The sequence below is a fragment of the Streptomyces sclerotialus genome, assembly GCF_040907265.1.
Taxonomy (GTDB): domain Bacteria; phylum Actinomycetota; class Actinomycetes; order Streptomycetales; family Streptomycetaceae; genus Streptomyces; species Streptomyces sclerotialus.
Genome location: NZ_JBFOHP010000002.1, coordinates 7,712,235 through 7,734,960, shown reverse-complemented (window position 1 = coordinate 7,734,960; position 22,726 = coordinate 7,712,235). Strand labels below are relative to the sequence as shown.

Annotated in this window: 20 protein-coding genes; 10 read left to right on the top strand and 10 right to left on the bottom strand. The window is 73.3% G+C overall.

The window, feature by feature from the left end:
* Positions 1–42 precede the first annotated feature (42 nt).
* Positions 43–936, bottom strand: coding sequence for an RNA polymerase sigma-70 factor (locus AAC944_RS33975; RefSeq protein ID WP_030608483.1), 894 nt, complete (start codon positions 934–936; stop codon positions 43–45).
* A 240-nt stretch (positions 937–1,176) separates the two neighbouring features.
* On the opposite strand from AAC944_RS33975, the gene AAC944_RS33970 reads away from it, so the two are divergent.
* On the top strand, positions 1,177–2,028 hold the full coding sequence (locus AAC944_RS33970; protein ID WP_030608486.1) for an alpha/beta fold hydrolase: 852 nt from the start codon (positions 1,177–1,179) through the stop codon (positions 2,026–2,028).
* 8 nt (positions 2,029–2,036) lie between these two features.
* Here AAC944_RS33970 and AAC944_RS33965 read toward each other — a convergent pair whose 3' ends face one another.
* Together AAC944_RS33965 and AAC944_RS33960 are read right to left on the bottom strand one after the other, a co-directional pair.
* Positions 2,037–3,278, bottom strand: a complete 1,242-nt coding sequence (locus AAC944_RS33965) for an MFS transporter (protein WP_030608489.1) — start codon at positions 3,276–3,278, stop codon at positions 2,037–2,039.
* A 159-nt stretch (positions 3,279–3,437) separates the two neighbouring features.
* The gene (locus tag AAC944_RS33960; RefSeq protein WP_030608492.1) at positions 3,438–4,034 is read right to left on the bottom strand and encodes a TetR/AcrR family transcriptional regulator; all 597 of its coding nucleotides are present in this window, start codon (positions 4,032–4,034) and stop codon (positions 3,438–3,440) included.
* Between the two features lie 253 nt (positions 4,035–4,287).
* Here AAC944_RS33960 and AAC944_RS33955 point away from each other — a divergent pair, with 253 nt between their 5' ends.
* Both AAC944_RS33955 and AAC944_RS33950 read left to right on the top strand, forming a co-directional pair.
* Complete coding sequence (locus AAC944_RS33955; protein ID WP_030608496.1) at positions 4,288–5,859, top strand: alkaline phosphatase D family protein; 1,572 nt, start codon at positions 4,288–4,290, stop codon at positions 5,857–5,859.
* Positions 5,860–5,985: 126 nt separating this feature from the next.
* A complete protein-coding gene (locus tag AAC944_RS33950) occupies positions 5,986–7,242 on the top strand; it encodes a GNAT family N-acetyltransferase (RefSeq protein ID WP_368397341.1) in 1,257 nt (418 codons plus the stop codon).
* Here AAC944_RS33950 and AAC944_RS33945 read toward each other — a convergent pair.
* Entirely contained in the window at positions 7,154–8,434 is a 1,281-nt protein-coding gene (locus AAC944_RS33945; RefSeq protein WP_078888304.1) for a trans-sulfuration enzyme family protein, read from the bottom strand. The two genes, AAC944_RS33950 and AAC944_RS33945, sit on opposite strands and share 89 nt — an antisense overlap.
* A gap of 59 nt (positions 8,435–8,493) precedes the next feature.
* Between AAC944_RS33945 and AAC944_RS33940 the strand changes: the two genes are divergently transcribed.
* Positions 8,494–8,979 carry an Lrp/AsnC family transcriptional regulator gene (locus tag AAC944_RS33940; protein ID WP_030608516.1) on the top strand — a complete coding sequence of 162 codons (486 nt, stop codon included), beginning with the start codon at positions 8,494–8,496 and terminating at the stop codon, positions 8,977–8,979.
* A 29-nt stretch (positions 8,980–9,008) separates the two neighbouring features.
* Here the strand turns inward: AAC944_RS33940 and AAC944_RS33935 are convergent, their stop codons facing one another.
* Both AAC944_RS33935 and AAC944_RS33930 read right to left on the bottom strand, forming a co-directional pair.
* Complete coding sequence (locus AAC944_RS33935) at positions 9,009–9,371, bottom strand: STAS domain-containing protein (RefSeq protein WP_030608519.1); 363 nt, start codon at positions 9,369–9,371, stop codon at positions 9,009–9,011.
* A 229-nt stretch (positions 9,372–9,600) separates the two neighbouring features.
* On the bottom strand, positions 9,601–10,044 hold the full coding sequence (locus AAC944_RS33930; RefSeq protein ID WP_196942780.1) for a hypothetical protein: 444 nt from the start codon (positions 10,042–10,044) through the stop codon (positions 9,601–9,603).
* 171 nt (positions 10,045–10,215) lie between these two features.
* On the opposite strand from AAC944_RS33930, the gene AAC944_RS33925 reads away from it, so the two are divergent.
* Positions 10,216–11,070, top strand: coding sequence for a DeoR/GlpR family DNA-binding transcription regulator (locus AAC944_RS33925; RefSeq protein ID WP_368396648.1), 855 nt, complete (start codon positions 10,216–10,218; stop codon positions 11,068–11,070).
* Positions 11,071–11,110: 40 nt separating this feature from the next.
* Positions 11,111–12,109: a zinc-dependent alcohol dehydrogenase family protein gene (locus AAC944_RS33920; protein ID WP_030608530.1), complete on the top strand. Its 999-nt coding sequence runs from the start codon at positions 11,111–11,113 to the stop codon at positions 12,107–12,109.
* Here AAC944_RS33920 and otr(A) read toward each other — a convergent pair.
* Positions 12,106–14,091 carry a tetracycline resistance ribosomal protection protein Otr(A) gene (gene otr(A) / locus AAC944_RS33915; protein ID WP_037771319.1) on the bottom strand — a complete coding sequence of 662 codons (1,986 nt, stop codon included), beginning with the start codon at positions 14,089–14,091 and terminating at the stop codon, positions 12,106–12,108. The two genes, AAC944_RS33920 and otr(A), sit on opposite strands and share 4 nt — an antisense overlap.
* Before the next feature lie 283 nt (positions 14,092–14,374).
* Between otr(A) and AAC944_RS33910 the strand changes: the two genes are divergently transcribed.
* Both AAC944_RS33910 and AAC944_RS33905 read left to right on the top strand, forming a co-directional pair.
* A complete protein-coding gene (locus AAC944_RS33910) occupies positions 14,375–16,396 on the top strand; it encodes an oxidoreductase (RefSeq protein WP_030608536.1) in 2,022 nt (673 codons plus the stop codon).
* A gap of 90 nt (positions 16,397–16,486) precedes the next feature.
* Complete coding sequence (locus tag AAC944_RS33905; protein ID WP_030608539.1) at positions 16,487–17,041, top strand: PadR family transcriptional regulator; 555 nt, start codon at positions 16,487–16,489, stop codon at positions 17,039–17,041.
* Here AAC944_RS33905 and AAC944_RS33900 read toward each other — a convergent pair whose 3' ends face one another.
* From AAC944_RS33900 to AAC944_RS33890, 3 genes are read right to left on the bottom strand one after another with little or no spacing between them, the layout of a single operon-like run.
* On the bottom strand, positions 17,042–18,205 hold the full coding sequence (locus AAC944_RS33900) for an acyl-CoA dehydrogenase family protein (RefSeq protein ID WP_030608541.1): 1,164 nt from the start codon (positions 18,203–18,205) through the stop codon (positions 17,042–17,044).
* Positions 18,206–18,238: 33 nt separating this feature from the next.
* On the bottom strand, positions 18,239–19,429 hold the full coding sequence (locus tag AAC944_RS33895) for a CaiB/BaiF CoA transferase family protein (protein WP_030608544.1): 1,191 nt from the start codon (positions 19,427–19,429) through the stop codon (positions 18,239–18,241).
* Positions 19,429–20,655 carry an MmgE/PrpD family protein gene (locus AAC944_RS33890; RefSeq protein ID WP_051871398.1) on the bottom strand — a complete coding sequence of 409 codons (1,227 nt, stop codon included), beginning with the start codon at positions 20,653–20,655 and terminating at the stop codon, positions 19,429–19,431. Before AAC944_RS33890 ends, AAC944_RS33895 begins: the two co-directional genes overlap by 1 nt.
* Before the next feature lie 292 nt (positions 20,656–20,947).
* Between AAC944_RS33890 and AAC944_RS33885 the strand changes: the two genes are divergently transcribed.
* Positions 20,948–21,856 carry an HTD2 family dehydratase gene (locus tag AAC944_RS33885; RefSeq protein ID WP_030608551.1) on the top strand — a complete coding sequence of 303 codons (909 nt, stop codon included), beginning with the start codon at positions 20,948–20,950 and terminating at the stop codon, positions 21,854–21,856.
* Positions 21,853–22,677 carry an HpcH/HpaI aldolase/citrate lyase family protein gene (locus AAC944_RS33880; RefSeq protein WP_030608554.1) on the top strand — a complete coding sequence of 275 codons (825 nt, stop codon included), beginning with the start codon at positions 21,853–21,855 and terminating at the stop codon, positions 22,675–22,677. The genes AAC944_RS33885 and AAC944_RS33880 overlap by 4 nt, the downstream gene beginning before the upstream one ends.
* Positions 22,678–22,726: the final 49 nt, after the last annotated feature.

The following is a 22,726-nucleotide window of genomic DNA, read 5'->3' as shown; positions in this document are numbered from 1 at the left end:
CCGTCCGGATCAGGAACGGGCAGCCCTGGGCGCCGGCGGGCGTCAGGCGGTGGGGGCCGCCCCCACCGCCGCCAGCTTGTCGGGGTTGCGGACGATGTAGACCGTCTGGATGCGGCCGTCCACCACGTCGAGCTGGAAGACCGTGTCGACCCGCTCCCCTTCCCGCGCCACCAGCGCGACCCCGCCGTTGAGCGCAGCGAAGCCGAACCGCAGCTCGGTCTGCGGGTTGCTCGCCACGGCCACCAGGAAGCGGGCGACCTTGTCGGCGGTCTCGATGACGCGCAGCGGTGCCTTCGCCTTGCCGCCGCTGTCGCCGACCAGCCGTACGTCCTCGGCGAGCAGGCCGATCAGTCCCTGGAGGTCGTCGCCGGCCGCGGCGGCGAGGAACCGCTCGGTCAGGTCCCGCTGCCGCTCGGGGTCGACTTCGAAGCGCGGCTTGCGTTCCTCCACGTGACGCCGGGCGCGCCCTGCCAGTTGGCGCACGGCGGCCTCGCCGCGCTCCAGTACGGCGGCGATCTCCGCGTACGGATAGCCGAACGCCTCGCGCAGCACGAAGACGGCCCGCTCCAGCGGCGAGAGCGACTCCATGACGACGAGCACGGCGAACGTCACGGACTCGGTGAAGACGGCACGGTCCGCGCTGTCCGGCACGGCCCCGCCGAAGTCGGTCGCGACGGGCTCGGGGAGCCACGGCCCCACGTACGCCTCGCGCCGGGCCTGGACCTGGCGCAGCCGGTCGATCGCGAGCCGGGTGGTGACGCGTACGAGGTAGGCGCGCGGCTCGCGCACCGCTTCGTGGTCGGCGGCCGACCAGCGCAGCCACGCCTCCTGGACGACGTCCTCGGCGTCGGCCGCCCGGCCGAGCATGCGGTAGGCGACGCCCTGGAGGACGGGGCGGTGTTCTTCGAAGACATCGGTCGCGGCATCCGTGAGCACGCCCCCATCCCAGCGGGGCGGCCGCGCATTGTCCAGCGGATACCGCACAGTTGCGCGATCGTGGCGCCGCGTCGGCGGTGCGCCCGGCCCCGCCCTCCCGCGACGCATTCACGTTCGCCCGCTACCGCCCGGTAATTATTGCTGACATGGTGTCTATCGGGCCGCCCCCACGTACGGCCCCGTACGGCCCCCGCAGACGCACCCACCCCAGCGGCTTCCCCTCCCCCCGAAGGAGTCCCCATGACGACCGCCACGGCCTCCTCCCTGCACGTCTCCCCCGACGGCCGTCCGCCGTTCTCGGTCGCGTACGAGCGCAAGGGCGCCGGCGAGCCGGTCGTGCTGCTGCACGGCATCGGCCACCACTACCAGGCCTGGGAGCCGGTGTTCAGCGTCCTGGCCGCCTCGCACGACGTGATCGCGCTGGACCTTCCGGGCTTCGGCGCGTCCCCCGCGCTGCCCGACGGCGTGCCGTACGGCTTGACGTCGGTGGTCCCGCTGCTCACGGACGCCTTCGCGGCGCTGGGCGTCGAACGGCCGCACGTGGTGGGCAACTCGCTCGGCGGACTGCTCGCGCTGGAGCTGGGCCTGGCCGGGGCCGCACGGTCGGTGACGGCTCTGTCCCCGGCGGGGTTCTGGACCGAGGCCGAACGCCGGTACGCCTTCGGTGTCCTGCTCGGCATGCGGGCCGGCGCGAAGGCGCTGCCCCAGCCGGTGGTCGAGGCGCTGGCCCGCTCGGCGGCCGGCCGCGCCGCGCTGACCAGCTCCATATACGCGCGCCCCGCGCGCCGTTCGCCGGCCGCGGTGGCGGCCGAGACGCGGGCGCTGCGGGAGGCGCCCGGCTTCACCGCGACGCTCGCCGCCGGCCGCGGCCCCGGTGTGCTCTTCCAGCACGACATCCCGGACCTCCCCGTGACCATAGGCTGGGGCGACCGCGACCGGCTGCTCCTGCCCCGCCAGGGCCTGCGGGCCAAGCGCGTGATCCCCGGCGCCCGCCTCATACGCCTCCCCGGCTGCGGCCACGTCCCCATGAACGACGACCCGGCCCTGGTGGCCCGCGTCATCCTGGACACGGTGGCCCCGGCGGGGGTGTGAACGGGGCGTTACCCACGCGGCGCGGGAGCCGCCCCCGCGCACTCGGCGGCGGGTTCCTCCCTGAGGGGCTGGGCGGGCGCCTCGGGGCGGTGCCCGGCCGGTGTCCGTACCGTCACCGTCCGCCGGACCAGATCCGGTACCAGCGTCACGAGGCCCGTCGCGGCCAGCGCCGCCCCCAGCCACATCGGGGCCCGGAGGCCGAAGGAGCCGATGGCCAGGCCGCCGAGCGAGGAGCCGGTCATGACACCGAAGGTGATGAACGAGGAGTGCACGGTGTTGACCATCGGCCCGGCGTTCCCGGCCCGCTGTACGCGGGTGACCAGCGCGGGGTTCATGGTCACGCCGACCAGGCCGATGCCCAGCACGCACACCACGGCGGGGACGGGGAGACCGGCGAACAGGGCGAAGCCGGTGAGGAACAGCAGGTTCAGGAACAGGCCGGTCAGCAGGACGGGCAGTGCGTGACGGTCGGCGAGGCGGCCGACGACCGTGTTGCCGATGACGGTGGCGGCGCCGTACGCGATCAGCACCAGTGGGATCGTCCCGGTGGCGAACCCGGTGAGCCCGGTCAGGACGGGGTTGAGGTAGCTGAACGCCGCGAAGGTCGCGCCGATGACGAACGTGCTGGTCGAGAGGGTCAGCCAGAGCCGGGACCGCCGGAAGACGGCCAGTTCGGCGCGGAAGCCCCCGCTCTGCTCGGCGCCCTCCGTACGCGGGACGCCGACCAGGGTGGCGACGGCCGCGAGCACGGTGAGCCCGGATATCGCCCAGAACGCCGCGCGCCAGCCGAAGTGTTCGCCGATCAGCGTGGACAGGGGCAGGCCGAGCAGCGTGCCGAGCATCAGGCCGTTGAGCGCGACGGAGACGGCCCGGCCGCGGACCTCCGGGCGGGTCAGCTGCGCGCACATCGAAATGGCGACGCCGAAGAAGGCCTGTGCGGCGATGCCGGTCACGATGCGGGCGGCCGTCATGACCGGGTAGCCGGATGCGGTGGCCGCCAGTACGTTGCCGGCCAGGAAGACCGCGAACAGCACGGCGAGCGCGCGCTTCCGGGGCAGCTTCAGCAGGGCCACGGTGAGGAACGGGCCGCCCAGGGCCATGGCCGCCGCGAAGGCGGTGATGAGGTAGCCGATCTGCGGGACGGTCGCGTCCAGGCCCGCCGCCATCTGCGGCATCAGGCCGGCGACCACGAACTCACTGGTCACCATGGCGAAGATGCCGAGGGCGAGGACGTATACGGCACGAGGCACGGGTGTGCTCCTTCGTCGCGTCGTGAGGTGAGCGGACATAGTTATGGATAGGTCAGTACAGAACTTGGGCAGAGCGGGTCCGCCCCGCAGGGCGGGAGCCGGGCGCACCGTCAGGGCGTCACGGCGTCAGGGCCGTCAGCGCATCAGGACGTCAGGGCATCACGGCGTCAGGGCCGTCAGCGCCGTCTCCGCGATGGACTCCAGGGCCGCGCGGTCCGCGCCGCCCTGGCCTGCGACCCGCATGCCGCCGATCACCGCGCTGACGAAGCGGGCGAGCGCGTCGGCGTCGCGCGTCGTGGCGATCCCGCCGTCCCGCTGCCCCGCCTCGATGACGATCCGGAGCGCCACCAGCCGGCGTTCCGTGTCGCGGGCGAGCATCCGGGCGGCTTCGGTGTCCCGGCCGGCCAGCTCCACGGTGGTGTTGACGGTGAGACAGCCGGGGCTGCGGCCGTCACTCCGATTCCCCATGTCGTCCGCGATGATCACGTCGAAGAGGGCGCGGAGGCGGTCGAGCGGCAGCCGGTCCTGGTCCTCCAGGATGGCGAGCTGGCGGGACGTCATCGTGTCGATGTAGCGCGCCAGCGACCGCGCGAAGAGGTCGTGTTTACTGCGGAAGGTGTTGTAGATGCTGCTGCGGCCCAGGCCGGTGGCTTCGCACAGGTCCTGGGTCGAGGTGGCTTCGTAGCCGTTCGCCCAGAAGGTGCGCATCGCCGCGTCCAGGGCCCGCTCCTCGTCGAACATCCGCGGTCGGGCCATGGAAGGACCGTAGCAGGTTTTGGAACGTGCGGTGCAATACCCGTAGGCGCGGCAGCAGGACCGGACAGCGGCGCCGCGGTCCTCGAACGGCGCCGTGATCCTGGCCTTCGCCCCTCCGGCTTGCGACCATGGGCCGGTTCCGCGCTTCCGTACCGCCGTCATCCGGTTGTTCACCGTGCGTTCGGCTGCGGGGCATCGGGCACCGGTACGAACGGGACGTCATCGAGGACGATCGGACCACGGGAGGATCCACATGGCGCAGGGAGCGGCGGCGGACGGCAGAGCGATCGGGCGGCGTTCGGTGCTGTACGGGGCGGCGGCCGCGTCCGCCGGGTTCGCGCTGCCCGCGATCGGCTGCGCGGCTCCGGCCCAGGCACGCGACGGGCGGCCGAGCGCCGGCTGGGGCGTGCAGGTGGGCGACGTGACGACCGGTTCGGGGCTGGTGTGGGTACGGTCGGACCGGCCCGCGCGGATGACCGTGGAGACGGCGGCGACCGAGTCGTTCCGCAACGCGCGGACCTGGCGCGGCCCGGTGGTCGGCGCGGGCACGGACTTCACCGGGGTCACGTCGCTGCGCGGCCTGCCGCCCGGCGAGCAGATCCACTACCGGGTCACGCTCGCCGATCCCGACGATCCCCGGCGGACGGGCGAGCCGGTGACCGGTACGTTCCGTACGGCGCCGGTGAAGCGGCGCGAGGACGTGCGGTTCCACTGGTCCGGAGACCTCGCCGGGCAGGGCTGGGGCATCAACCCCGACCGCGGCGGTTACCGGATCTACGAGGAGATGCGGCGCCGGAACCCGGACTTCTTCCTGTGCAGCGGCGACAACATCTACGCCGACGGACCGATCACGGCCAGTGTGACGCTGCCGGACGGGCGGATCTGGCGGAACGTGACCACCGAGGAGAAGTCGAAGGTCGCCGAGACGCTGGCGGAGTTCCGCGGCGCCTTCCGGTACAACCTGCTGGACGACAACCTGCGGCGGTTCAACGCGCAGGTGCCCACGATCACCCAGTGGGACGACCACGAGGTGCGCAACAACTGGTATCCGGGGCAGATCCTGGACGACGACCGGTACCAGGTGAAGGACGTGGACGTGCTGGCCGCGCGCTCCCTGCGGGCGTTCGGCGAGTACTTCCCGATCCGCACGCTGCGCCCGGACGGGCAGGGGCGGGTGTACCGGGTGGTCCGTCACGGGCCGCTGCTGGACGTGTTCGTGCTGGACATGCGGACGTACCGGAACGCCAACTCCGACGGACGGCAGACGGAGGACGCGCAGGGCATCCTGGGCGCCGAGCAGTTGCGGTGGCTCAAGCGGGAGCTGTCGCGGTCGCGGGCGGTGTGGAAGGTGATCGCGTCCGACATGCCGCTGGGGCTGGTCGTGCCGGACGGCAAGACCCGCTTCGAGGCGGTGGCGCAGGGCGATCCGGGGCAGCCGCTGGGGCGGGAGCTGCAGATCGCGGAGGTGCTGCGGCACATCAAGCACCGGCGGATCACGGGCACGGTGTGGCTGACGGCGGACGTCCACTACACCTCGGCGCAGCACTACGACCCGTCGCGGGCGGCGTTCAAGGACTTCGAGCCCTTCTGGGAGTTCGTCTCCGGGCCGCTGAACGCGGGCGGGTTCCCGGCGGTGAAGCTGGACGGCACGTTCGGGCCCGAGCAGCGGTTCGTGAAGGCGCCGGACCGGGCGAACACCTCACCGGCCGAGACACCGCAGTACTTCGGTGAGGTCGACATCGACGGCGGGAGCGGGGAGCTGACGGTGCGGCTGCGGCAGGACAGCGGTGAGGTGCTGTTCAGCCAGACCTTGCAACCTGGGTGAGTCGGACAGTAGAGGCGATTGCGTCCTTTACCTGGCGGACACAAGTCGTTCGTGATCATGCAACACCGGTCGGTGATGCTGGGGTGCATGACTGAGAAAACCGAGTACCGCACTGCCCGCCGTTCGATGTGGCGGCGGGCCGCCGACCGCCTCGTCACCGGCCTCACCCTGAGCAGGTCACGTCGCCATGAACACGCGCCGCCGCCGGGCGATACCGGCGCCGCGGCGTCGTCGGCCCCCGTTCTCGCCGAGGGCGCGGGGCTCCCCGAGACGACGCTGTGGCGCATGCGGACGACCGTACGGGACGAGCCGGGCAGTCTGGCCGCGCTGTGCCAGGCGCTGGCCGCGCACCGGGTGGACATCCTGAGCCTGCAGACCCACCCGCTGTCGGACGGCACGGTGGACGAGTTCCTGCTGCGGGTGCCGGGCACCCCGGAGCGGCGTGTGCTGGTGGGCGCGGTGTCCGCGGCGGGCGGCCGGGACACCTGGCTGGAACGTGCCGATGCCCATGATCTGGTCGACGCGCCGGCCCGTATGCTGTCCCTGGCCACCCGTACGGCCCTGGACTCCGCTGAACTTCCTCTGGCGCTGCGGCAGTTGCTGGGCCGCTGCACCATCCGTTCGGTACCCGCGCGCACGCTGAAGGGCGAGCCGTTGGCCGAACGGGTGCCGGCCGAAGGCGTTCTCGAGGACCACATCATGAAGTTCCGCGACCCGTCCGGGGGTTCGATCACCATCGAGCGGCCTCAGCTGCCCTTCACCCCGACCGAGTTCGCGCGGGTACGGGCGCTGGTGGAGCTGGACGCGCGGCTGGGCCGGCGGGTCCCGGAGCGCCGCGACACCCTCACCCTCCCCGAGGGCAGCCCCCTCACCGTACGCCGCGCCGACACCTCCGACCTCGCGGCGGCCCGCGAGATGCACGACCGCTGCTCGGAGCGGACGCTGGCGCTGCGCTACCACGGGCCGGTGCACGACGCCGACGGCTACCTCGACCACCTGCTGGGCCCGCGGCACGGCCGCACACTGGCCGTGGAGACCGCGTCCGGGCGGCTGGTGGCGCTGGGTCACCTGCTGTGGGACGGCGACGAGACCGAGGTGGCGCTGCTGGTGGAGGACGCGTGGCAGCGCCGCGGCATCGGCGCCGAGCTGCTGGAGCGGCTGGTCGCCATGGCCGCCGAGGCGGGCTGCGAGAGCGTGTACGCGATCACGCAGGCGTCCAACACCGGGATGGTGGCGGCCATGCGGGGCCTGGGGCTGCCGCTGGACTACCAGGTCGAGGAGGGCACGCTGGTGATCACGGCCCGGCCGGCGGGGCTGCGGCGCCGGCCGCTGCCGGTACCCGCCGACCGGGAGACCGCCGGACGGGAGACGGCCCACCGCTGAGCGCCGCATCGAGGTCCCGCCACAGGTCCTCGACGTCCTCCAGGCCCACCGACATCCGCAGCAGCCGTTCGGAGATGCCGCCGGTCGCGCGGTCGGCGGCGTCGACGATGCGGTGGCTGATCGAGGCCGGGTGCTGGAGGAGCGTGTCGACGCTGCCGAGGCTGACCGCCGGGGTGATCAGACGCACCCCGGCGATCACGTCGTGCGGGTCCCCGCACACCTCGAACGCGACCATCGCGCCGCCGAGCTTCGGGTAGTGCGCCCGGGCCACCTCCGGGTGGCCGGCGAGCCGCCGGGCCAGCTCGGCCGCGGTGGCGGACGCGGCCCGCATCCGTACGGGCAGGGTGGCCAGTCCGCGCAGCAGCAGGTAGCCGGCGAGCGGGTGCAGCACGCCGCCGGTGGTGAACCGCACCTGGCGCAGCCGCCGCGCGAACTCCTCGTCGCAGGCCACCACGCCGCCCAGCACGTCGCCGTGACCGCCGAGGTACTTGGTCGCGCTGTGCAGCACCAGCCGCGCACCGGCCTCGGCGGGGCGTTGCAGTACGGGCGTGGCGAAGGTGTTGTCGGCCAGCAGCGGTACGGAGCCGCAGGCGCGCGCGACGGCCGCGAGGTCGGTCTCGGCGAGCGTGGGGTTGGCCGGGCTCTCGACCATGACCAGGCCGGTGTCGGGCCGGAGCGCGTCGGCGACGCCGGCCGGGTCGGTCCAGGTCACCTCCGTACCGAGCAGCCCGCCGGTCAGCAGGTGGTCGCTGCAGCCGTACAGGGGGCGTACGGCGACGACATGGCGCAGGCCTTCGGCGTGCCGGACCAGGAGACAGGCGGTGAGGGCGGCCATGCCGCTGGCGAAGGCGACGGCGGACTCGGTGCCTTCGAGGCGGGCGAGCGCGGCCTCGAAGCGGGCGACGGTGGGGTTGCCGAGCCGGCCGTAGACGGGCGGCCCCTCGAACTCGGCCCCGGTGGCGGCGAACGCGTCGAGGCGGGCGGCCTCGGCACGGCTGTCCGCCGAGGGATAGGTGGTGGACAGGTCGAGCGGGGCCGCGTGCAGTCCTTGGGCGGCGAGGTCCTCGCGGCCGGCGTGCACGGCTTCGGTGGCGAGGGCACGGAGCGGCGCGCCGGCGGGCGCGGGGCCGGGGGTGGCACGGGGGACGGCGGTGGTGGCGGCGCGGTCCGGGCGCGCGGGTGAGTGGGTCATGGCATGATGCTGGTCGGGCGCCCTGACCGGATGGTCAACTTCCGTGTTACGTTCGGGACATGGCCGACTCTGTGCGTCTCGATCCGGTGGACCTGGAGATTTTACGCCTGCTGCAGAACGACGCCCGGACCACGTACCGCGAGCTGGCCGCGTCGGTCGGCGTCGCGCCGTCGACCTGTCTGGACCGGGTGACCCGGCTGCGGCGCAGCGGCGTGATCCTCGGACACGAACTGCGGCTGGACCCCGCGAAACTGGGCCGCGGCCTGCAGGCGCTGCTGTCGGTGCAGGTGCGTCCGCACCGCCGCGAGCTGGTCGGCCCGTTCGTGGAGCGCATCCGCTCACTGCCGGAGGCGCTCTCCCTCTTCCACCTCACCGGGCCCGAGGACTACCTCGTCCACGTCGCCGTACGGGATGCCGCCGATCTCCAGCGGCTGGTACTGGACGAGTTCACGGCCCGCCGCGAGGTGGCCCGGGTCGAGACCCGGCTGGTCTTCCAGCGCTGGACGTGCGGCCCGCTGCTGCCGCCGGCGGACGCGGCCGGCTGAACACACCGGACGAGCGCACGCCCACGCCGCTACATCACCGAGCCGGGCGGCGCGATGACCAGCCTGAGGTGCAGGCGGGCGGCCCTGAGGCCGGTGTGGACAGGGAGGCTCGGGCGGAGCAGGACGAGGCTGCCGCTCATGGAGCGCAGCGCGCTCTGCACGCCGAGGAGGGTGTAGAGGCCGGCGTTGTCGCAGGCCGTGACGCCGGCGAGGTCCAGCCGGAGGTGCCGTGTGCCGCCCGCCATGACCGCCGCGGTGGCGTCGCACAGCGCGGTGACGCTTTCTCCGTCGAGCACGCCCACCACGGCCAGTTTCGCCAAGGTGGGCGAGCCGGCGGGGACCGGCCACCGTTCGATGCGTACGCGCCTGTCGGTCCGGGTCTTGAGAAGCATCCCGGCCGCCTCCCTTCAGCCGACTCATCCGTCCACCGGTCATCCGGTCATCCATAATCCGTTCACACCGGTTCAGGGCCCATAGTGACGCGGTGCGGGCGTCCACACGACCCGTCGATCGAAACCGACCGAAGAATTCCGTCACAGACCGTGACCGTGGCACCGGCATGTGCCCCGGCCACGGTCACACGGCGTACGCACACCGGACCGCGAGCCGGGCGCGGCCCGGCTACGGCCGCGGCTCCTCGCCCAGCTCCTCGCGCGTGGCCTCGATGAGCAGCCTGGCCTCGTCCTCCCGCTCGTCGTAACGCTCGGGGTACGCGGAGACCTGGACCCGCTGGGCGAGTTGACCCGCCGTGAGGTCCGGATCGTCCTCGTCCTCCTCGATGGCCCGCTCGAAGAACCGGTGTGACGCGTAGTTGACGTTCATGCACTGCTCGGCCGTGCCCCAGTCCATGCTGGGGCGCTGCTGGAACACGCCGACCGAGTCGAGGTGGCCGTGGTCGAGGTTCTCCATGCCCGATTCGACGAGCGCGGCCTCGAAGGCGGCGAGCACGGCCTTGGGCGATGCTTCCAGTTCCTGTCCGACCAGGTAGACCACTGCGGCCACTTCCTGGTCCGGGCTGCCCGTCGCGGGGCCGGGCGGCGGTCCTTGCGGCGCCGGCTGCGGCACGTTCCCCTCCTGCCGTTGCTGTGGTGACGCGTCTCCTGCCGTTGCTGCGGTGACGTCCGTTTCAGCCTCGGGGACGCGGCAGCACCGCGGCAAGACCGCCCCTTGCCAAAACATCACAGGAAGTGTGTGATGTTGCGCGGTGATCGAGTGCGCGTCGGAGGAAGGCACACCGTGGTGCGGCAGAGTCGTGGGTCCGAGGCCGAGGTCGAGCGGCGCCGCCGCCGGGTGCTCCAGCAGGTCATCGACGAGGGCTCCGTACGGATCACCGCGCTCGCCGAGACGCTGCGGGTCAGCACCATGACCGTGCATCGCGACCTGGCCGACCTGGAGTCCCGGCGGCTGCTGGAGAAGCGCCGCGGCCGGGCCGTCGCGCTGCCCACCGTCACGGTGGAGACCGCGACCCGCTTCCGCGAGTACCAGCAGGCCGCGGCGAAGGAGGCGTTCGCCGAACTGCTGGCCCGGGAGGTCAGCCCCGGCGACACGGTGCTGATGGACTGCGGGACCACCCTCTTCCCGCTCGCCCGCAGGCTCGGCCGCATCGAGCGGCTGACCGTCGTCACCAACTCCTTGCGGGTCGCCTCGCTGATCGGCGCTGCGGGCGCGCCCGGCACGGAGGCCGTCCTGCTCGGCGGCCACTACCGCCCCGACTTCGAGGCCTGCGCCGGTACGGACACCCTCCGCCACCTCGGCCGCGTCCGCGCCGCCGTCGCCTTCTCCTCCCCCACCGCCGTCGACCGTGCCCGGCTCTTCCATCCGGTCCAGGAGTGGGCGGACATGAAGGCCGCCCTGCGGGAGGCGGCCGGGCGCAGCGTGCTGGCGGTGGACCACACCAAGTTCGGCCGGACCGCCACCCATGGGTACGGGGACGCGTCCGGGTACGACCTGGTGGTCACCGACACCGCGACGCCGGAGGACCAGATCGCCGCCATCGAGCGGCTGGGCGTACCGGTGCGCGTGGTCCCACCGGCCGGACCCGCCGCCACCGACACCGCCACCGATGCCGATACCGAGACCGACACCGACTGACCGTCAGCCGCGACGTCCCCTTCCTGAGAGGCAGTTCACCATGCGTGCCGTCGTCATCCAGACCCCCGGTTCCTTCTCCGTCGAGACGGTCGCCGATCCGGCGCCGGGCCCCGGCGAGGTCGTCGTCGAGGTGGCCGCCGTCGGCATCTGCGGTACCGATCTGCACATCGTGGAGGGCGAGTTCGCGCCGACGCCGTACCCGATCGTTCCCGGACACGAGTTCACCGGGGAGGTGGTGGCGCTCGGCGCGGAGGTGAACGGGGTGCGCGAGGGTGACCGGGTCGCGGTCGACCCCTCGTTGTTCTGCGGCTCCTGTCACTTCTGCAGCATCGGCCGGGGCAACCTCTGCGAGCGCTGGGGTGCGATCGGGGACACCGTGGACGGTGCGATGGCCCAGTACGTCAAGGTGCCGGCGGCCAACTGCTACCGCCTGCCGGAGAGCGTGGACCTCGCGCAGGGCACCTTGATCGAGCCGCTGTCCTGCGCGGTGCACGGCTTCGACGTCCTGCCGCGGGACCTGGGCGCGCACTATCTCCTCTACGGCGCGGGCACGATGGGCCTGATGATGCTGCAGCTCGCGCGGCGGGCCGGGGCCGCTTCGGTGTCGGTCGTGGACATCAACACCGAGCGGCTGAAGGTGGCGGAGCAGCTGGGGGCCGATGCGGTGGCCACCGGGGCCGATGCGCTGGACCGGCCGCAGGGCTGGGAGATCGTCATCGACTGCACGGGCGTGGTGCCGGTGATCGAGGACGCGCTCACGCGGGTGCGGCGCGGCGGTACGTTCCAGCAGTTCGGTGTGGCGCCCTCGGACGCCATGGCGAAGATCTCGCCGTTCCGCATCTACCACGACGAGATCACCGTGGTCGGGTCCATGGCGGTGGTGCACAGCTTCGGGCGTGCCGTGGAGCTGATGGGCAAGGGGGCGCTGGACGCCGACACGATGATCACGCACTCCTACGGCCTGGACGAGTTCGGCGCGGCACTGGAGACCTTCCGGCGGGGCACCGGCCGGAAGATCCAGCTCCGGCCCGCGTCCTAGTGGTCGGGGGCGGCTTGCGGGGCCGTCTCCGGGGTCTTCATCGGGCGGTCTCCGCAGGGGCGGGTCCACCAACCGCCCTCGCCGTGCGTCAGGCCCGGCAGCCGGCGTTCGACGGTGTGCCGGCTGCGGGCCGGGATCGCGCCCCTGACCAGCCAGGCGGCCGCGCTGTCGGGGGCCGTCTCCGTGATGTCGGCGCCGAGCGCCGTCAGGCAGGCGGTGACGGCGGGCAGCGCGTCCGCCGGCACGTCCGCCTCGAAGGCGTGGTACGGCTCGTGAACCCGCGTACCGGCTCGTTCCAGTGCGCGGGCCAGTACCAGTGGCGTCAGCCCGCGGAAGTCGGCGGCCGTGCTGACCGGGCCGACGAAGCCCGAGCGGGTGAGGGTGACGGTGCAGTCGGTGACCGCCCAGCCGTACGGGCCGTGGCGCAGCGCGGCGTACACGGACTCCTCGACGGCACAGTGGAACGCGCGCGGCAGGGCGCCGAGTTCGGTCTCGTACCGGAACACGGCGCCGGTGCCGTGCGGCGCGGGGTCGACACGCAGCCCGACGGTGGCCCAGAAGCCGCTGGGGGCCGGGGCGCGGTGGCCCAGCTCCTCGACGGCCTCGCCCGTTCCGACGGGCCGTTCGCGGCACACCACCCGGCTCGGCTCGAAGACGGCGTCGATGCCGTACTCGTCCGCCAGCGCGGCCGCGATGATCTCCTTCTGCATCTCGCCGTGGAGCAGTACGGAGGTGGTGCCGTCCGGTTCGGCGGCGGCGTGGATGAGCGGGTCCTGCTCGGCCAGCCGCTGCAGGGCGGTGTGCAGCCGGGCCGCCGCGCCGGGGTCCGGGTCGCGGGGCCGGACGACGGTACGGAGGGTGGGGGCCGGGAAGTGTGACCGGTGTGCGTCGCCGTCCGGGGTGCCGAGGCTGTCGCCGACCCGGATGCCGGCCACTCCCCTGACCTTCGCGATGTTGCCCGGGGTCAGCCGGTGGCCGGTGCCGTCCGCCGCGCCGACCACCTCCAGTGCGGTGATCCGGCCGGTGTACGTGTACGGGGTGCCGTCCGGCTCCCGGCGGTGAAGGGTCACGCGTTGCCGCGCCGCCAGCTCGCCGGAGTACAGCCGTACGAAGGCGCTCTTGGGTCCGGAGGGGGAGCGTTCGACGGCGAAGACCGTGCCCCGCGGGGCCTGTGGCGCGGCCGTTCGCGGTGCGGCGGCGGGCGGCAGCAGGCCGGTGATGCCGTCGATGAGCGCCGCGATGCCCTGGCCGCTCAGCGCCGATCCGAAGTACACGGGGTGCGCGAGCCCCTGGGCGGTGCGGTCGGCCAGCGCGCTGCGCAGCTCGTCGGGCGACGGGTACGGCCCGTCCACGACCCGGGCCAGCAGTGCGTCGTCGGTCTCGGCGAGCGTCTCGGCCACCCGGGTGCGGAAGTCCGGGTCGTCGAGCGAGCACGGAACCGTGCGGGCGGCGCGTGTGCCGATGCCGTGTACCGCCGTCATGGGCACCGGGTACGGGGTCAGCTTGCGGCGGACGTCGGCGAGCAGGCTCTCACAGCGGGCGCCGGCCCGGTCGGTCTTGTTGACGAAGAGGAGGGTGGGCAGCCGCATCTCGCGCAGGGTGCGCATCAGGACACGGGTGTGCGCCTGGACTCCTTCGACGGCGGAGAGGACCAGGACGGCGCCGTCGAGCACGGCGAGGGCGCGCTCCACCTCGGCGACGAAGTCGGCGTGCCCGGGGGTGTCGATGACGTTGACCTGGGTGGCGCCGACGGTGAAGGAGACGACGGCGGAGCGGACGGTGATGCCGCGCTGCCGTTCGACGGTGCCGGTGTCGGTGCGGGTGGTGCCGTCGTCGACGCTGCCGAGCCGGCCGATGGCGCCGGTGTCGTAGAGCAGCCGCTCGGTGAGGCTGGTCTTACCCGCGTCGACGTGCGCGAGGATGCCGATGTTCAGGGTGCGCCGGATGGCGCTGGGGGTGTGCGGGGTGTGCTGAGTACGCATGGGTGCCGAATCCCTCGATGACCGTCCGACAGGGGCGCTGGGTCGTGTCGAGGAATCGGCGCATCGCATGCTCCTGTCCGTTGGTCCGGTCCGGCCTGGCTTCGGTCGGCGGGCTCATCATGCCGGTACCGGTGTGCGCCGCGGCAACCGGTTTTTCTCGGTCACCGCAGTGGGTGCGGTCTCTCCGGGGTGACCGACGCCTCATTATGCAACATGTTGCACAACCGGCTCCGCTGGTCTAGAAACGATGCTCGACGGCACTGTGCGCGCGAGGAGACACCGGATGAGCCCGTACCCCCACCTGCTGAGCCCGCTCGACCTGGGGTTCACCACCCTGCCCAACCGAGTCCTGATGGGCTCGATGCACGTCGGCCTGGAGGAGGCACCGGGCGGGTTCGAGAGGATGGCGGCGTTCTACGCCGAGCGGGCCCGCGGCGGCGTCGGCCTCATCGTCACCGGCGGCGTCTCCCCCAACGAGCAGGGCCGCACCATGGACGGCGGCGCCAAGCTCACCACCGAGGCGGAGGCCGCGCAGCACGCGCAGGTGACCGAGGCGGTGCACCGCGAGGGCGGGAAGATCGCGATGCAGATCCTGCACACCGGGCGGTACGCGTTCAGCGAGGACCTGGTGGCGCCCAGCGCGCTCCAGGCACCCATCAATCCCTTCACCCCACGCGCCCTCACCGACGACGAGGTCGAGCAGACCGTCGAGGACTACGTACGCGCTGCCGAGCTCGCGCGGCAGGCCGGGTACGACGGCGTGGAGATCATGGGCTCGGAGGGCTACCTCATCAACGAGTTCATCGCCGCGCCGACCAACCGGCGCACCGACCGCTGGGGCGGCTCCTACGAGAACCGCATCCGCTTCCCCGTCGAGATCGTGCGGCGCACCCGCGAGCGCGTCGGACCGGACTTCATCCTGATCTACCGGCTGTCGATGCTCGACCTGGTGCCCGGCGGCTCGACGTACGACGAGGTCGTCCAGCTCGCCAAGGAGGTCGAGGCGGCCGGCGCCACGATCATCAACACCGGCATCGGCTGGCACGAGGCCCGCATCCCGACCATCGCCACGTCCGTCCCGCGCGGCGCCTTCTCCTGGGTCACCCAGAAGGTCATGGGCGCGGTGTCCGTACCGCTGGTCACCACCAACCGCATCAACACCCCGGAGGTCGCGGAGCGGCTGCTCGCCGAGGGCCGGGCCGACATGGTCTCGATGGCCCGCCCGTTCCTCGCCGACCCGGACTTCGTCGCCAAGGCCCGGGAGGGCCGCGCGGACGCGATCAACACCTGCATCGGCTGCAACCAGGCCTGCCTGGACCACATCTTCTCCGGGCAGATCACCTCCTGCCTGGTGAACCCGCGGGCCTGCCACGAGACCGAGCTGAGCCTGTCCCCCACCCGGCGCCGCAAGGAGCTGGCCGTGGTCGGCGCGGGCCCGGCGGGCCTGGCGTTCGCGGTGTCGGCGGCCGAGCGCGGGCACGGCGTGACGCTGTTCGACGCCGCCGACGAGATCGGCGGGCAGCTGAACGTCGCCCGCCGCATCCCGGGCAAGGAGGAATTCGACGAGACGCTGCGGTACTTCCGTACGCGGCTGGCAGAGCTGAAGGTCGACGTGCGGCTGGGCGCGGCCGTGACCGCCGAGGACCTGGGCGCGGGCGGGTACGACGAGATCGTGGTCGCGGCCGGTGTCACGCCGCGCACCCCGGACATCCCCGGCATCGGCCACCCCAGCGTGGTCAGCTACCTCGACGTGCTCACCGGCCGGGTCGAGGCCGGGCGGACCGTGGCGGTCGTCGGCGCCGGCGGCATCGGCTTCGACGTGGCGGAGTTCCTGACCGACGGCGGCGAGCAGGCGAGCCTGGACCCGGCGGCGTTCTTCGCGCAGTGGGGCGTGGACACCGCGTACGAGGAGCGCGGCGGACTCAAGGCCCCGGTCCGTACGCCCGCTGCCCGCACGGTCCACCTCGTCCAGCGCAAGACCAGCAAGGTCGGCGCGGGCCTGGGCAGGACGACGGGCTGGATCCACCGTACGGAGCTGCGGCACCGCGGCGTGACGATGACGGCGGGCGCCACCTACGAGCGGATCGACGACGAGGGGCTGCACCTCACCGTCGGCGGCGAGAAGACCGTCCTCGCGGCCGACACGATCGTGCTCTGCGCCGGCCAGGAGCCGCGCCGCGAGCTGTACGACGCGCTGGTGGCGGCCGGACACACCGCGCACGTCATCGGCGGCGCCGACGTGGCCGCGGAGCTGGACGCCAAGCGCGCCATCCTCCAGGGCACGCGGCTGGCCGCCGACATCTGACCGCGGCCTAGGATGCGGGTACCGGTGGTGGGGCACCTCCGCCGGTACCGCACCCCGCGCAGCGCACCGCCCGCACCCTGGAAGGCCGCCATGTCCCTCCCGCACGCGATCCTCACGGCCCTGCTGGAAAAGCCGTCGTCGGGGCTGGAGCTGACGCGGCGGTTCGACCGGTCCATCCGCTACTTCTGGTCAGCGACCCACCAGCAGATCTACCGCGAGCTGCGGAAGCTGGAGGAGGGCGGGCTGATCCACGCCCTCCCGCGGGCCCAGCCCGCGCGCGGCCAGAAGCGGGAGTACGAGGTGCTGCCGGCCGGCCGCCAGGCGCTCACCGAGTGGGTCGCCGAGCGGCAGGAGCCACGGGCCATGCGCGACCCGCTGCTGCTGCGGCTGCGGGCCGCCGCGGTCGTCGGCGCGACCGGTCTGACGGCGGAGTTCCGCCGCCATCTCGCGCTGCACGAGCAGCAGTTGGCGGAGTACCACGAGATCGAGGCGCGCGACTTCCCGCCGGAGAAGACGGCGGAGGCGGACCGGCTCCAGCATCTCGTCCTGCGCGCCGGCATCGCCCAGGAGACCTTCTGGGTCCAGTGGCTGACCGAGTCGCTCACCGAACTGGAAGCGCTGGAGAGCCGGCGCGAAGCGCGCTGATCAGTCCGGTCCGCCCCGCTTGACGAGCTGGGCGGCGATGACGTTGCGCTGGATCTCGTTGGTGCCCTCGCCGACGATCATCAGCGGCGCGTCGCGGAAGTAGCGTTCGACGTCGTACTCGGTCGAGTAGCCGTAACCGCCGTGGATGCGCACCGCGTCGAGGGCGATCTCCATGGCGGCCTCGGAGGCGAAGAGCTTGGCCATGCCGGCCTCCATGTCGACCCGGCGCCCGGCGTCCGCCTCGCGGGCCGCGTGCAGGGTGAGCTGGCGGGCCGCGGTGAGCTTGGTGGCCATGTCGGCGAGGTGGTTGCCGACGGACTGGTGCTGCCAGATGGGCTTGCCGAAGGACTCGCGCTGCTGGGCGTACGCGAGGGAGTCCTCCAGCGCGGCCCGGCCGACGCCCAACGCCCGCGCCGCGACCTGGAGGCGGCCGGTCTCCAGGCCCTTCATCATCTGGGCGAAGCCCTTGCCCTCGGTGCCGCCGAGCACGGCGTCGGGGGCCGCCCGGTGGTCCTCGAAGGACAGCTCGCAGCTCTCCACGCCCTTGTAGCCGAGCTTGGGCAGGTCGCGGGAGACGGTGAGGCCCGGCCCGTGTTCGACGAGGAGAATGGAGATGCCGCGGTGGGCCGGGGTGGCGTCCGGGTCGGTCTTGCAGAGCAGGGCGATCAGCTGGGAGCGGCGGGAGTTGGTGATCCAGGTCTTGGTGCCGTTGACGAGGTAGCCCTGGTCGTCCTTGCGGGCTGTGGTGCGCATGGCCTGGAGGTCGGAGCCGCCGCCCGGTTCGGTGAGGGCCATGGTGGCGCGGATCTCGCCGGTCGCCATCTTCGGCAGGTAGCGCCGCTTCTGCTCCTCGGTGCCGAAGTGCAGCAGCAGTTTGGCGACGACGGTGTGGCCGCCCATCGCGCCGGCCAGGCTCATCCAGCCGCGCGCCAGCTCCTCGGTGACCAGGACGTAGCAGGGGGTGGAGACCTGGGTGCCGCCGTACTCCTCGGGGACGGCGAGCCCGTAGATGCCGAGCTCCTTCATCTTCCCGATGAGCGCTTCGGGGTAGGTGTTGGCGTGCTCCAGCTCCTGCACGACGGGCTTGACGTCCTTGGTCACGAAGTCGTGGACGGTCTCGACCACGAAGCGCTCGTCCTCGGGGAGGGTGTCCAGTGTGCTCATGCGGGATCCTGGTTCCTTCGGTGAGTCCGGGGGTCAGATGACGGAGTCGGCGCGGAGGGCGGCGAGGTCGTCGGGGGTGCGGCCGAGTGCGGTGAGGATCGCGTCGGTGTGTTCGCCGACGTCCGGTACGGGGCCCATGCGGGCGGTGAGTCCGGCGAGGTCGGCGGGTGGCAGGAGAGCCTGCACGGTGGCGCCGGGGACGGCGACCTCGCGCCAGCGGTCCCGGCCTTCGAGGACCGGGTGGGCCAGGAACTCCGCCACCGAGTTGACCCCGGCGTTGGCGATCCCGAGCTCGTCCAGGGCCTTCATGATGTCGGCCGCGTCGGAGCGGGCGAAGCGTTCGGCGACGACGGCGTCGAGCTCGCCGCGGTGGGCGACGCGTGCCGGTCCGGTGGCGAACCGGGGGTCCTCGGTCAGCTCGGGCCGGCCGAGGAAGCCGGCGCAGAGCGCGGCCCATTCGCGTTCGTTCTGGATGGAGAAGAGCACGTCCTTGCCGTCGGCCGCGGTGTAGGCGCCGTACGGGGCGATGGTGGCGTGCTGGGTGCCCACGCGCGGCGGCTGGCTGCCGCTGTGCCGGGTGTAGTACGCGGGCTGGCTCATCCACTCCGAGAGCGCTTCGAAGAGGGAGACCTCCACGGGACGCGCGGTCCCGGTGGTGGCGCGGGCGAAGAGAGCGGCGAGGATGCCGCTGTAGGCGTACATGCCGGCGGAGATGTCGGCGACGGAGACCCCGACCCGGGCGGCCTCGTCGGCGCTGCCGGTGAGCGAGACCAGGCCGGTCTGGCACTGGACGAGCAGGTCGTACGCCTTGCGGTCGGCCCACGGTCCGGTGGTGCCGTACCCGGAGACGGTGCAGGGGATCAGCTGCGGGTAGCGGGCGGTGAGCGCGTCGGTGCCGAGGCCGAGGCGCGCCGCGGCGCCGGGCGCGAGGTTCTGGACGAACACGTCGGCTCCGGCGAGGAGTTCATGCAGGATCTCCCGGCCCCGCTCGGCCTTGAGGTCGAGCGTGAGGGATTCCTTGGCGCGGTTCAGCCAGACGAAATAGCTGGAATGGCCGTGCACGGTGGTGTCGTAGCGGCGGGCGAAGTCGCCGTCACCGGGCCGTTCTATCTTGATGACGCGGGCGCCGAGGTCGGCGAGCTGGCGGGTGGCGAAGGGGGCCGCCACCGCCTGCTCGACGCTGACGACGGTGATGCCTTCGAGGGGGAGCTGCTGGTGCGGCATCAGGCCTCCTTCTCGGCGGGGGTGGTGGGGCTGGTGGCGGCGGGGAAGGCGGTACGCATCAGCTCCGCCGCGCGCTCCCAGGTGAGGCCGGCGAGCAGGTCCGGTACGTCGGGGCCGCAGGCGGCGAACTTGTCGCGCAGCTCGGCGTCGGAGGGCGGGCGCTGCGGGGAACCGGGCGGCAGGGCCAGCTCGGCGTGGACGGCCGTGCCGTCGGCGAAGTCGAGCCGGAGGGCGACCTCGCCGTCGAGGAGGGTGGTGGTCCCGCCGGGCCGCCGGTCGACGGTGACCTGGCCCATGAGCTGCTGCGCGGCGGGGCGGCCGACCGCCTCGTCGGTGAAGCTGCCGAAGCCGGGATAGTCGTCGAGGAGGGCGGTGGCGACCGCGTACGGCAGGGAGAACTTGCCCTCCAGGCCGGTGGCGGGCCGGTCGTGGATCAGCGGGTGGACGGTGCCGGCGGGGGTGGTGACGGTGACGCCGGTGAGTGCGCCGTGCACCCGGTCGCGGACCTCGCGCAGCGCGGCGATCGGCCGCTGCATGGCGTAGCAGCAGGGGAACATCTTGATCGCCAGGCCGCCGGGGACGGCGGGGGCCGCGGGGAAGTCGGTGGCGGGGGTGCCGCCGACGCGCTCCAGCCAGGCGTCCAGGGCGCGGGGGTCGGCGGTGGCGCCGGCCTGGGCGAGCCGGGCGGCGCGTACCCCGGCGTCCGCGGCGAAGCCGGCCTGGAGGGACTTGCTGTGGGTGCCGAAGGCCTCCTGGACGCCGCCGGCCGCGGGGACCGCGAGCGCCATGGCGGTGGCGAGCCGGCCGGGGTCCAGGCCGAGGGCGACGCCTGCCGCGACGGCGGCGGCCGGGGCGCCGGCGGTGCAGGTCGCGTGCCAGCCGGCCGCGTAGTGGTCCCAGCCGAGCATGGCGCCGAGCCGGGCCATGACGCCGGCGCCCGCGAGGTAGGCGCGCGCTCCGCCGCCGGCGGCGAGTACGGCCGGGACGGTGACGACGGAGAGGTGCGTGGTGCTCCCGATGTGCAGGTCGTCGAAGTCCAGCACGTGTGCCATGGCCGCCCAGCGGGCCGCGTCCGGGAGCGGCGCGGCGACCGGGCGGAGCGGGTGGGTGCGGGCGGCCAGGGCGACGGCGACGGTGTCGGCCAGCGCACGGTCGGCGAGCGCGCGGTCGTCGGGGTCTGCCCGGTGGTCGTGTGCCCACCGGGCGAGGGCTCGGGCGGCGGTCATGCGGTCCCCTCCGTGGTGCGGCGTCCGCCGGCCGTACGGTCGGCGACTCCTCTGCCGAGGATTTGTACGGCCAAATAATCGCGGTGTCAACGGTGCCTCCTCATCCGATCGACGCAGCAGCCACGGGTCTTGACGCCACCGTGTGCCGGACCACAGAATGCCGACGCCGCACGCCGAGTCTCTTTGTGCGTAAATATTCCGTACATGACCGCGCTGAATGGCCGCCCGTTTCCGGGCCTTTGGAGGTAGGCCAGTACCGATCCCGTCCCCGCCCCGCACGACAGGAGCCCCCATGACCGGCGCCCCCGCCGACACCCCGGCCGCCGACTTCCGCGTCCTGGAAGAGACCGCCCGCACCTGGCGCCCGGCCGGCACCAGCACCACCGACGTCCTCGACCCCGCGCCGGTCGCCGCGCTCTCCGCGGTACTGGACCTGCCGGAACCGGTGGCCACCGCCGGACAGCCGCTGCCGCCGCTGTGGCACTGGCTGCACTTCTTGACCTGGCCCCGCCGGAGCGAGCTGGGCCCGGACGGGCACCTGCGCGACGGCCACTTCCTGCCCCCGCTGCCCGAGCGGCGCCGGATGTTCGCGGGCGGCCGCCTGGAGGTCCGTACCCCGCTGACCGTCGGCCGGCCGGCCGAGCAGACCAGCAGGGTGGTCGAGGTGGCGGCCAAGAAGGGCCGCACCGGCGGGCTGCTGTTCGTCACCGCCCGCAGCGAGTTCCGCCAGGACGGTGACGTACGGGTGACGGAGGAACAGGACATCGTCTACCGCAGCGGCGGCGGCGCGCCCGTACCGGACCGGATCACCCTCGACGCCGGCGCCGAGCCGCACAGCGACGCGCCGTGGCAGCTGCCGTGGAGCACCGACCCCGCCGTCCTCTTCCGCGTCAGCGCGCTGACCGCCAACGCGCATCGCATCCACTACGACGAGCCCTACGTCACCGGCGTCGAGGGCTATCCGGGCCTGGTCGTCCACGGCCCGCTGCTGGTGCTCCAGATGCTGGAGCTGGTCCGCCGCCACGCGCCCGGACGCACCGTGCGCACCCTCTCCTACCGGCTCCGGCAGCCCGCGTTCTGCGGCGAGCGGCTGTTGTCCTGCGGCACGCCGTACGAGGCGGACGGCGAGGCGGGCGTGCGGCTGTGGGTCGCGGGGCCGCGTGCCGCGGAGCACGCCACGGCGGAGGTGACGTTCGCATGACCGCCGCCGGCGCCCCTTCGTACACGCGTACCCTCGCCGCCGCCCGCAGCCTGCTCTTCGTCCCCGGCCACCGCTCCGACCGCTACGCCAAGGCGGCAGCGGCGGGCGCCGACGGGGTGGTCGTGGACCTGGAGGACGCCGTCGCGCCGGACGCCAAGGACGCCGCGCGGGACGCCGTGGCCGAATGGCTCGCGGGCGGCGCCCGGGCGGTGGTACGGATCAATGCTCCGGGCACCGAGTGGTACGCGGCCGACCTCGCGATGGCCGCCGCGCACGGCGCACCCGTGATGCTGCCCAAGGCCGAGGACCCGGCCGCACTGGAGTCGGCCGCCGCCCGGACGGGCGGCGGTCCGCTGCTCGCGCTGGTGGAGACCGCGGCCGGGGTGGAGAACGCCGCCGCGCTGTGCCGCGTCCCGGGCGTCGTACGGGCCGCCTTCGGCAGCATCGACCTCGCGGCGCAGCTCGGGGTGGACCCCGACGACCGGCCGGCCCTGGCGTACGCGCGCTCGCGGCTGGTCTGCGCCTCGGCGGCGGCCGGGCTCGCGCCGCCGCTCGACGGTGTCACCACCGGTCTCGCGGCCGACGGGCCGCCGGCCTCGGACGTGGCGTACGCCCGCCGGCTGGGCTTCGGCGGCAAGCTCTGCATCCATCCGCGTCAACTCGGCGCCGTGCACGAAGGGTTCACTCCGTCGGCGGCCGAGCGGGAGTGGGCGCACCGGGTACTGGCGGCGGAGGGGCCGGTCGCGGTGGTCGACGGGCGGATGGTGGACCGGCCCGTACTGGAGCGGGCCCGGCGCATACTGGCGGCGGACCGCGGCTGAGTACGGCGGCGGCCCGCGGACGCCCGGCCCACCGGCACGCGGGGCGGCC

Coding starts and splice junctions, on each gene's coding strand:
- AAC944_RS33955 (WP_030608496.1), top strand. CDS start 4,288: ATGGCGCAGGGAGCGGCGGCGGACGGCAGAGCGATCGGGCGGCGTTCG.
- AAC944_RS33920 (WP_030608530.1), top strand. CDS start 11,111: ATGCGTGCCGTCGTCATCCAGACCCCCGGTTCCTTCTCCGTCGAGACG.
- AAC944_RS33905 (WP_030608539.1), top strand. CDS start 16,487: ATGTCCCTCCCGCACGCGATCCTCACGGCCCTGCTGGAAAAGCCGTCG.
- AAC944_RS33895 (WP_030608544.1), bottom strand. CDS start 19,429: ATGCCGCACCAGCAGCTCCCCCTCGAAGGCATCACCGTCGTCAGCGTC.
- AAC944_RS33880 (WP_030608554.1), top strand. CDS start 21,853: ATGACCGCCGCCGGCGCCCCTTCGTACACGCGTACCCTCGCCGCCGCC.
- AAC944_RS33960 (WP_030608492.1), bottom strand. CDS start 4,034: ATGGCCCGACCGCGGATGTTCGACGAGGAGCGGGCCCTGGACGCGGCG.
- AAC944_RS33940 (WP_030608516.1), top strand. CDS start 8,494: ATGGCCGACTCTGTGCGTCTCGATCCGGTGGACCTGGAGATTTTACGC.
- AAC944_RS33910 (WP_030608536.1), top strand. CDS start 14,375: ATGAGCCCGTACCCCCACCTGCTGAGCCCGCTCGACCTGGGGTTCACC.
- AAC944_RS33945 (WP_078888304.1), bottom strand. CDS start 8,434: ATGACCCACTCACCCGCGCGCCCGGACCGCGCCGCCACCACCGCCGTC.
- AAC944_RS33935 (WP_030608519.1), bottom strand. CDS start 9,371: ATGCTTCTCAAGACCCGGACCGACAGGCGCGTACGCATCGAACGGTGG.
- AAC944_RS33890 (WP_051871398.1), bottom strand. CDS start 20,655: ATGACCGCCGCCCGAGCCCTCGCCCGGTGGGCACACGACCACCGGGCA.
- AAC944_RS33885 (WP_030608551.1), top strand. CDS start 20,948: ATGACCGGCGCCCCCGCCGACACCCCGGCCGCCGACTTCCGCGTCCTG.
- AAC944_RS33950 (WP_368397341.1), top strand. CDS start 5,986: ATGTGGCGGCGGGCCGCCGACCGCCTCGTCACCGGCCTCACCCTGAGC.
- AAC944_RS33900 (WP_030608541.1), bottom strand. CDS start 18,205: ATGAGCACACTGGACACCCTCCCCGAGGACGAGCGCTTCGTGGTCGAG.
- AAC944_RS33970 (WP_030608486.1), top strand. CDS start 1,177: ATGACGACCGCCACGGCCTCCTCCCTGCACGTCTCCCCCGACGGCCGT.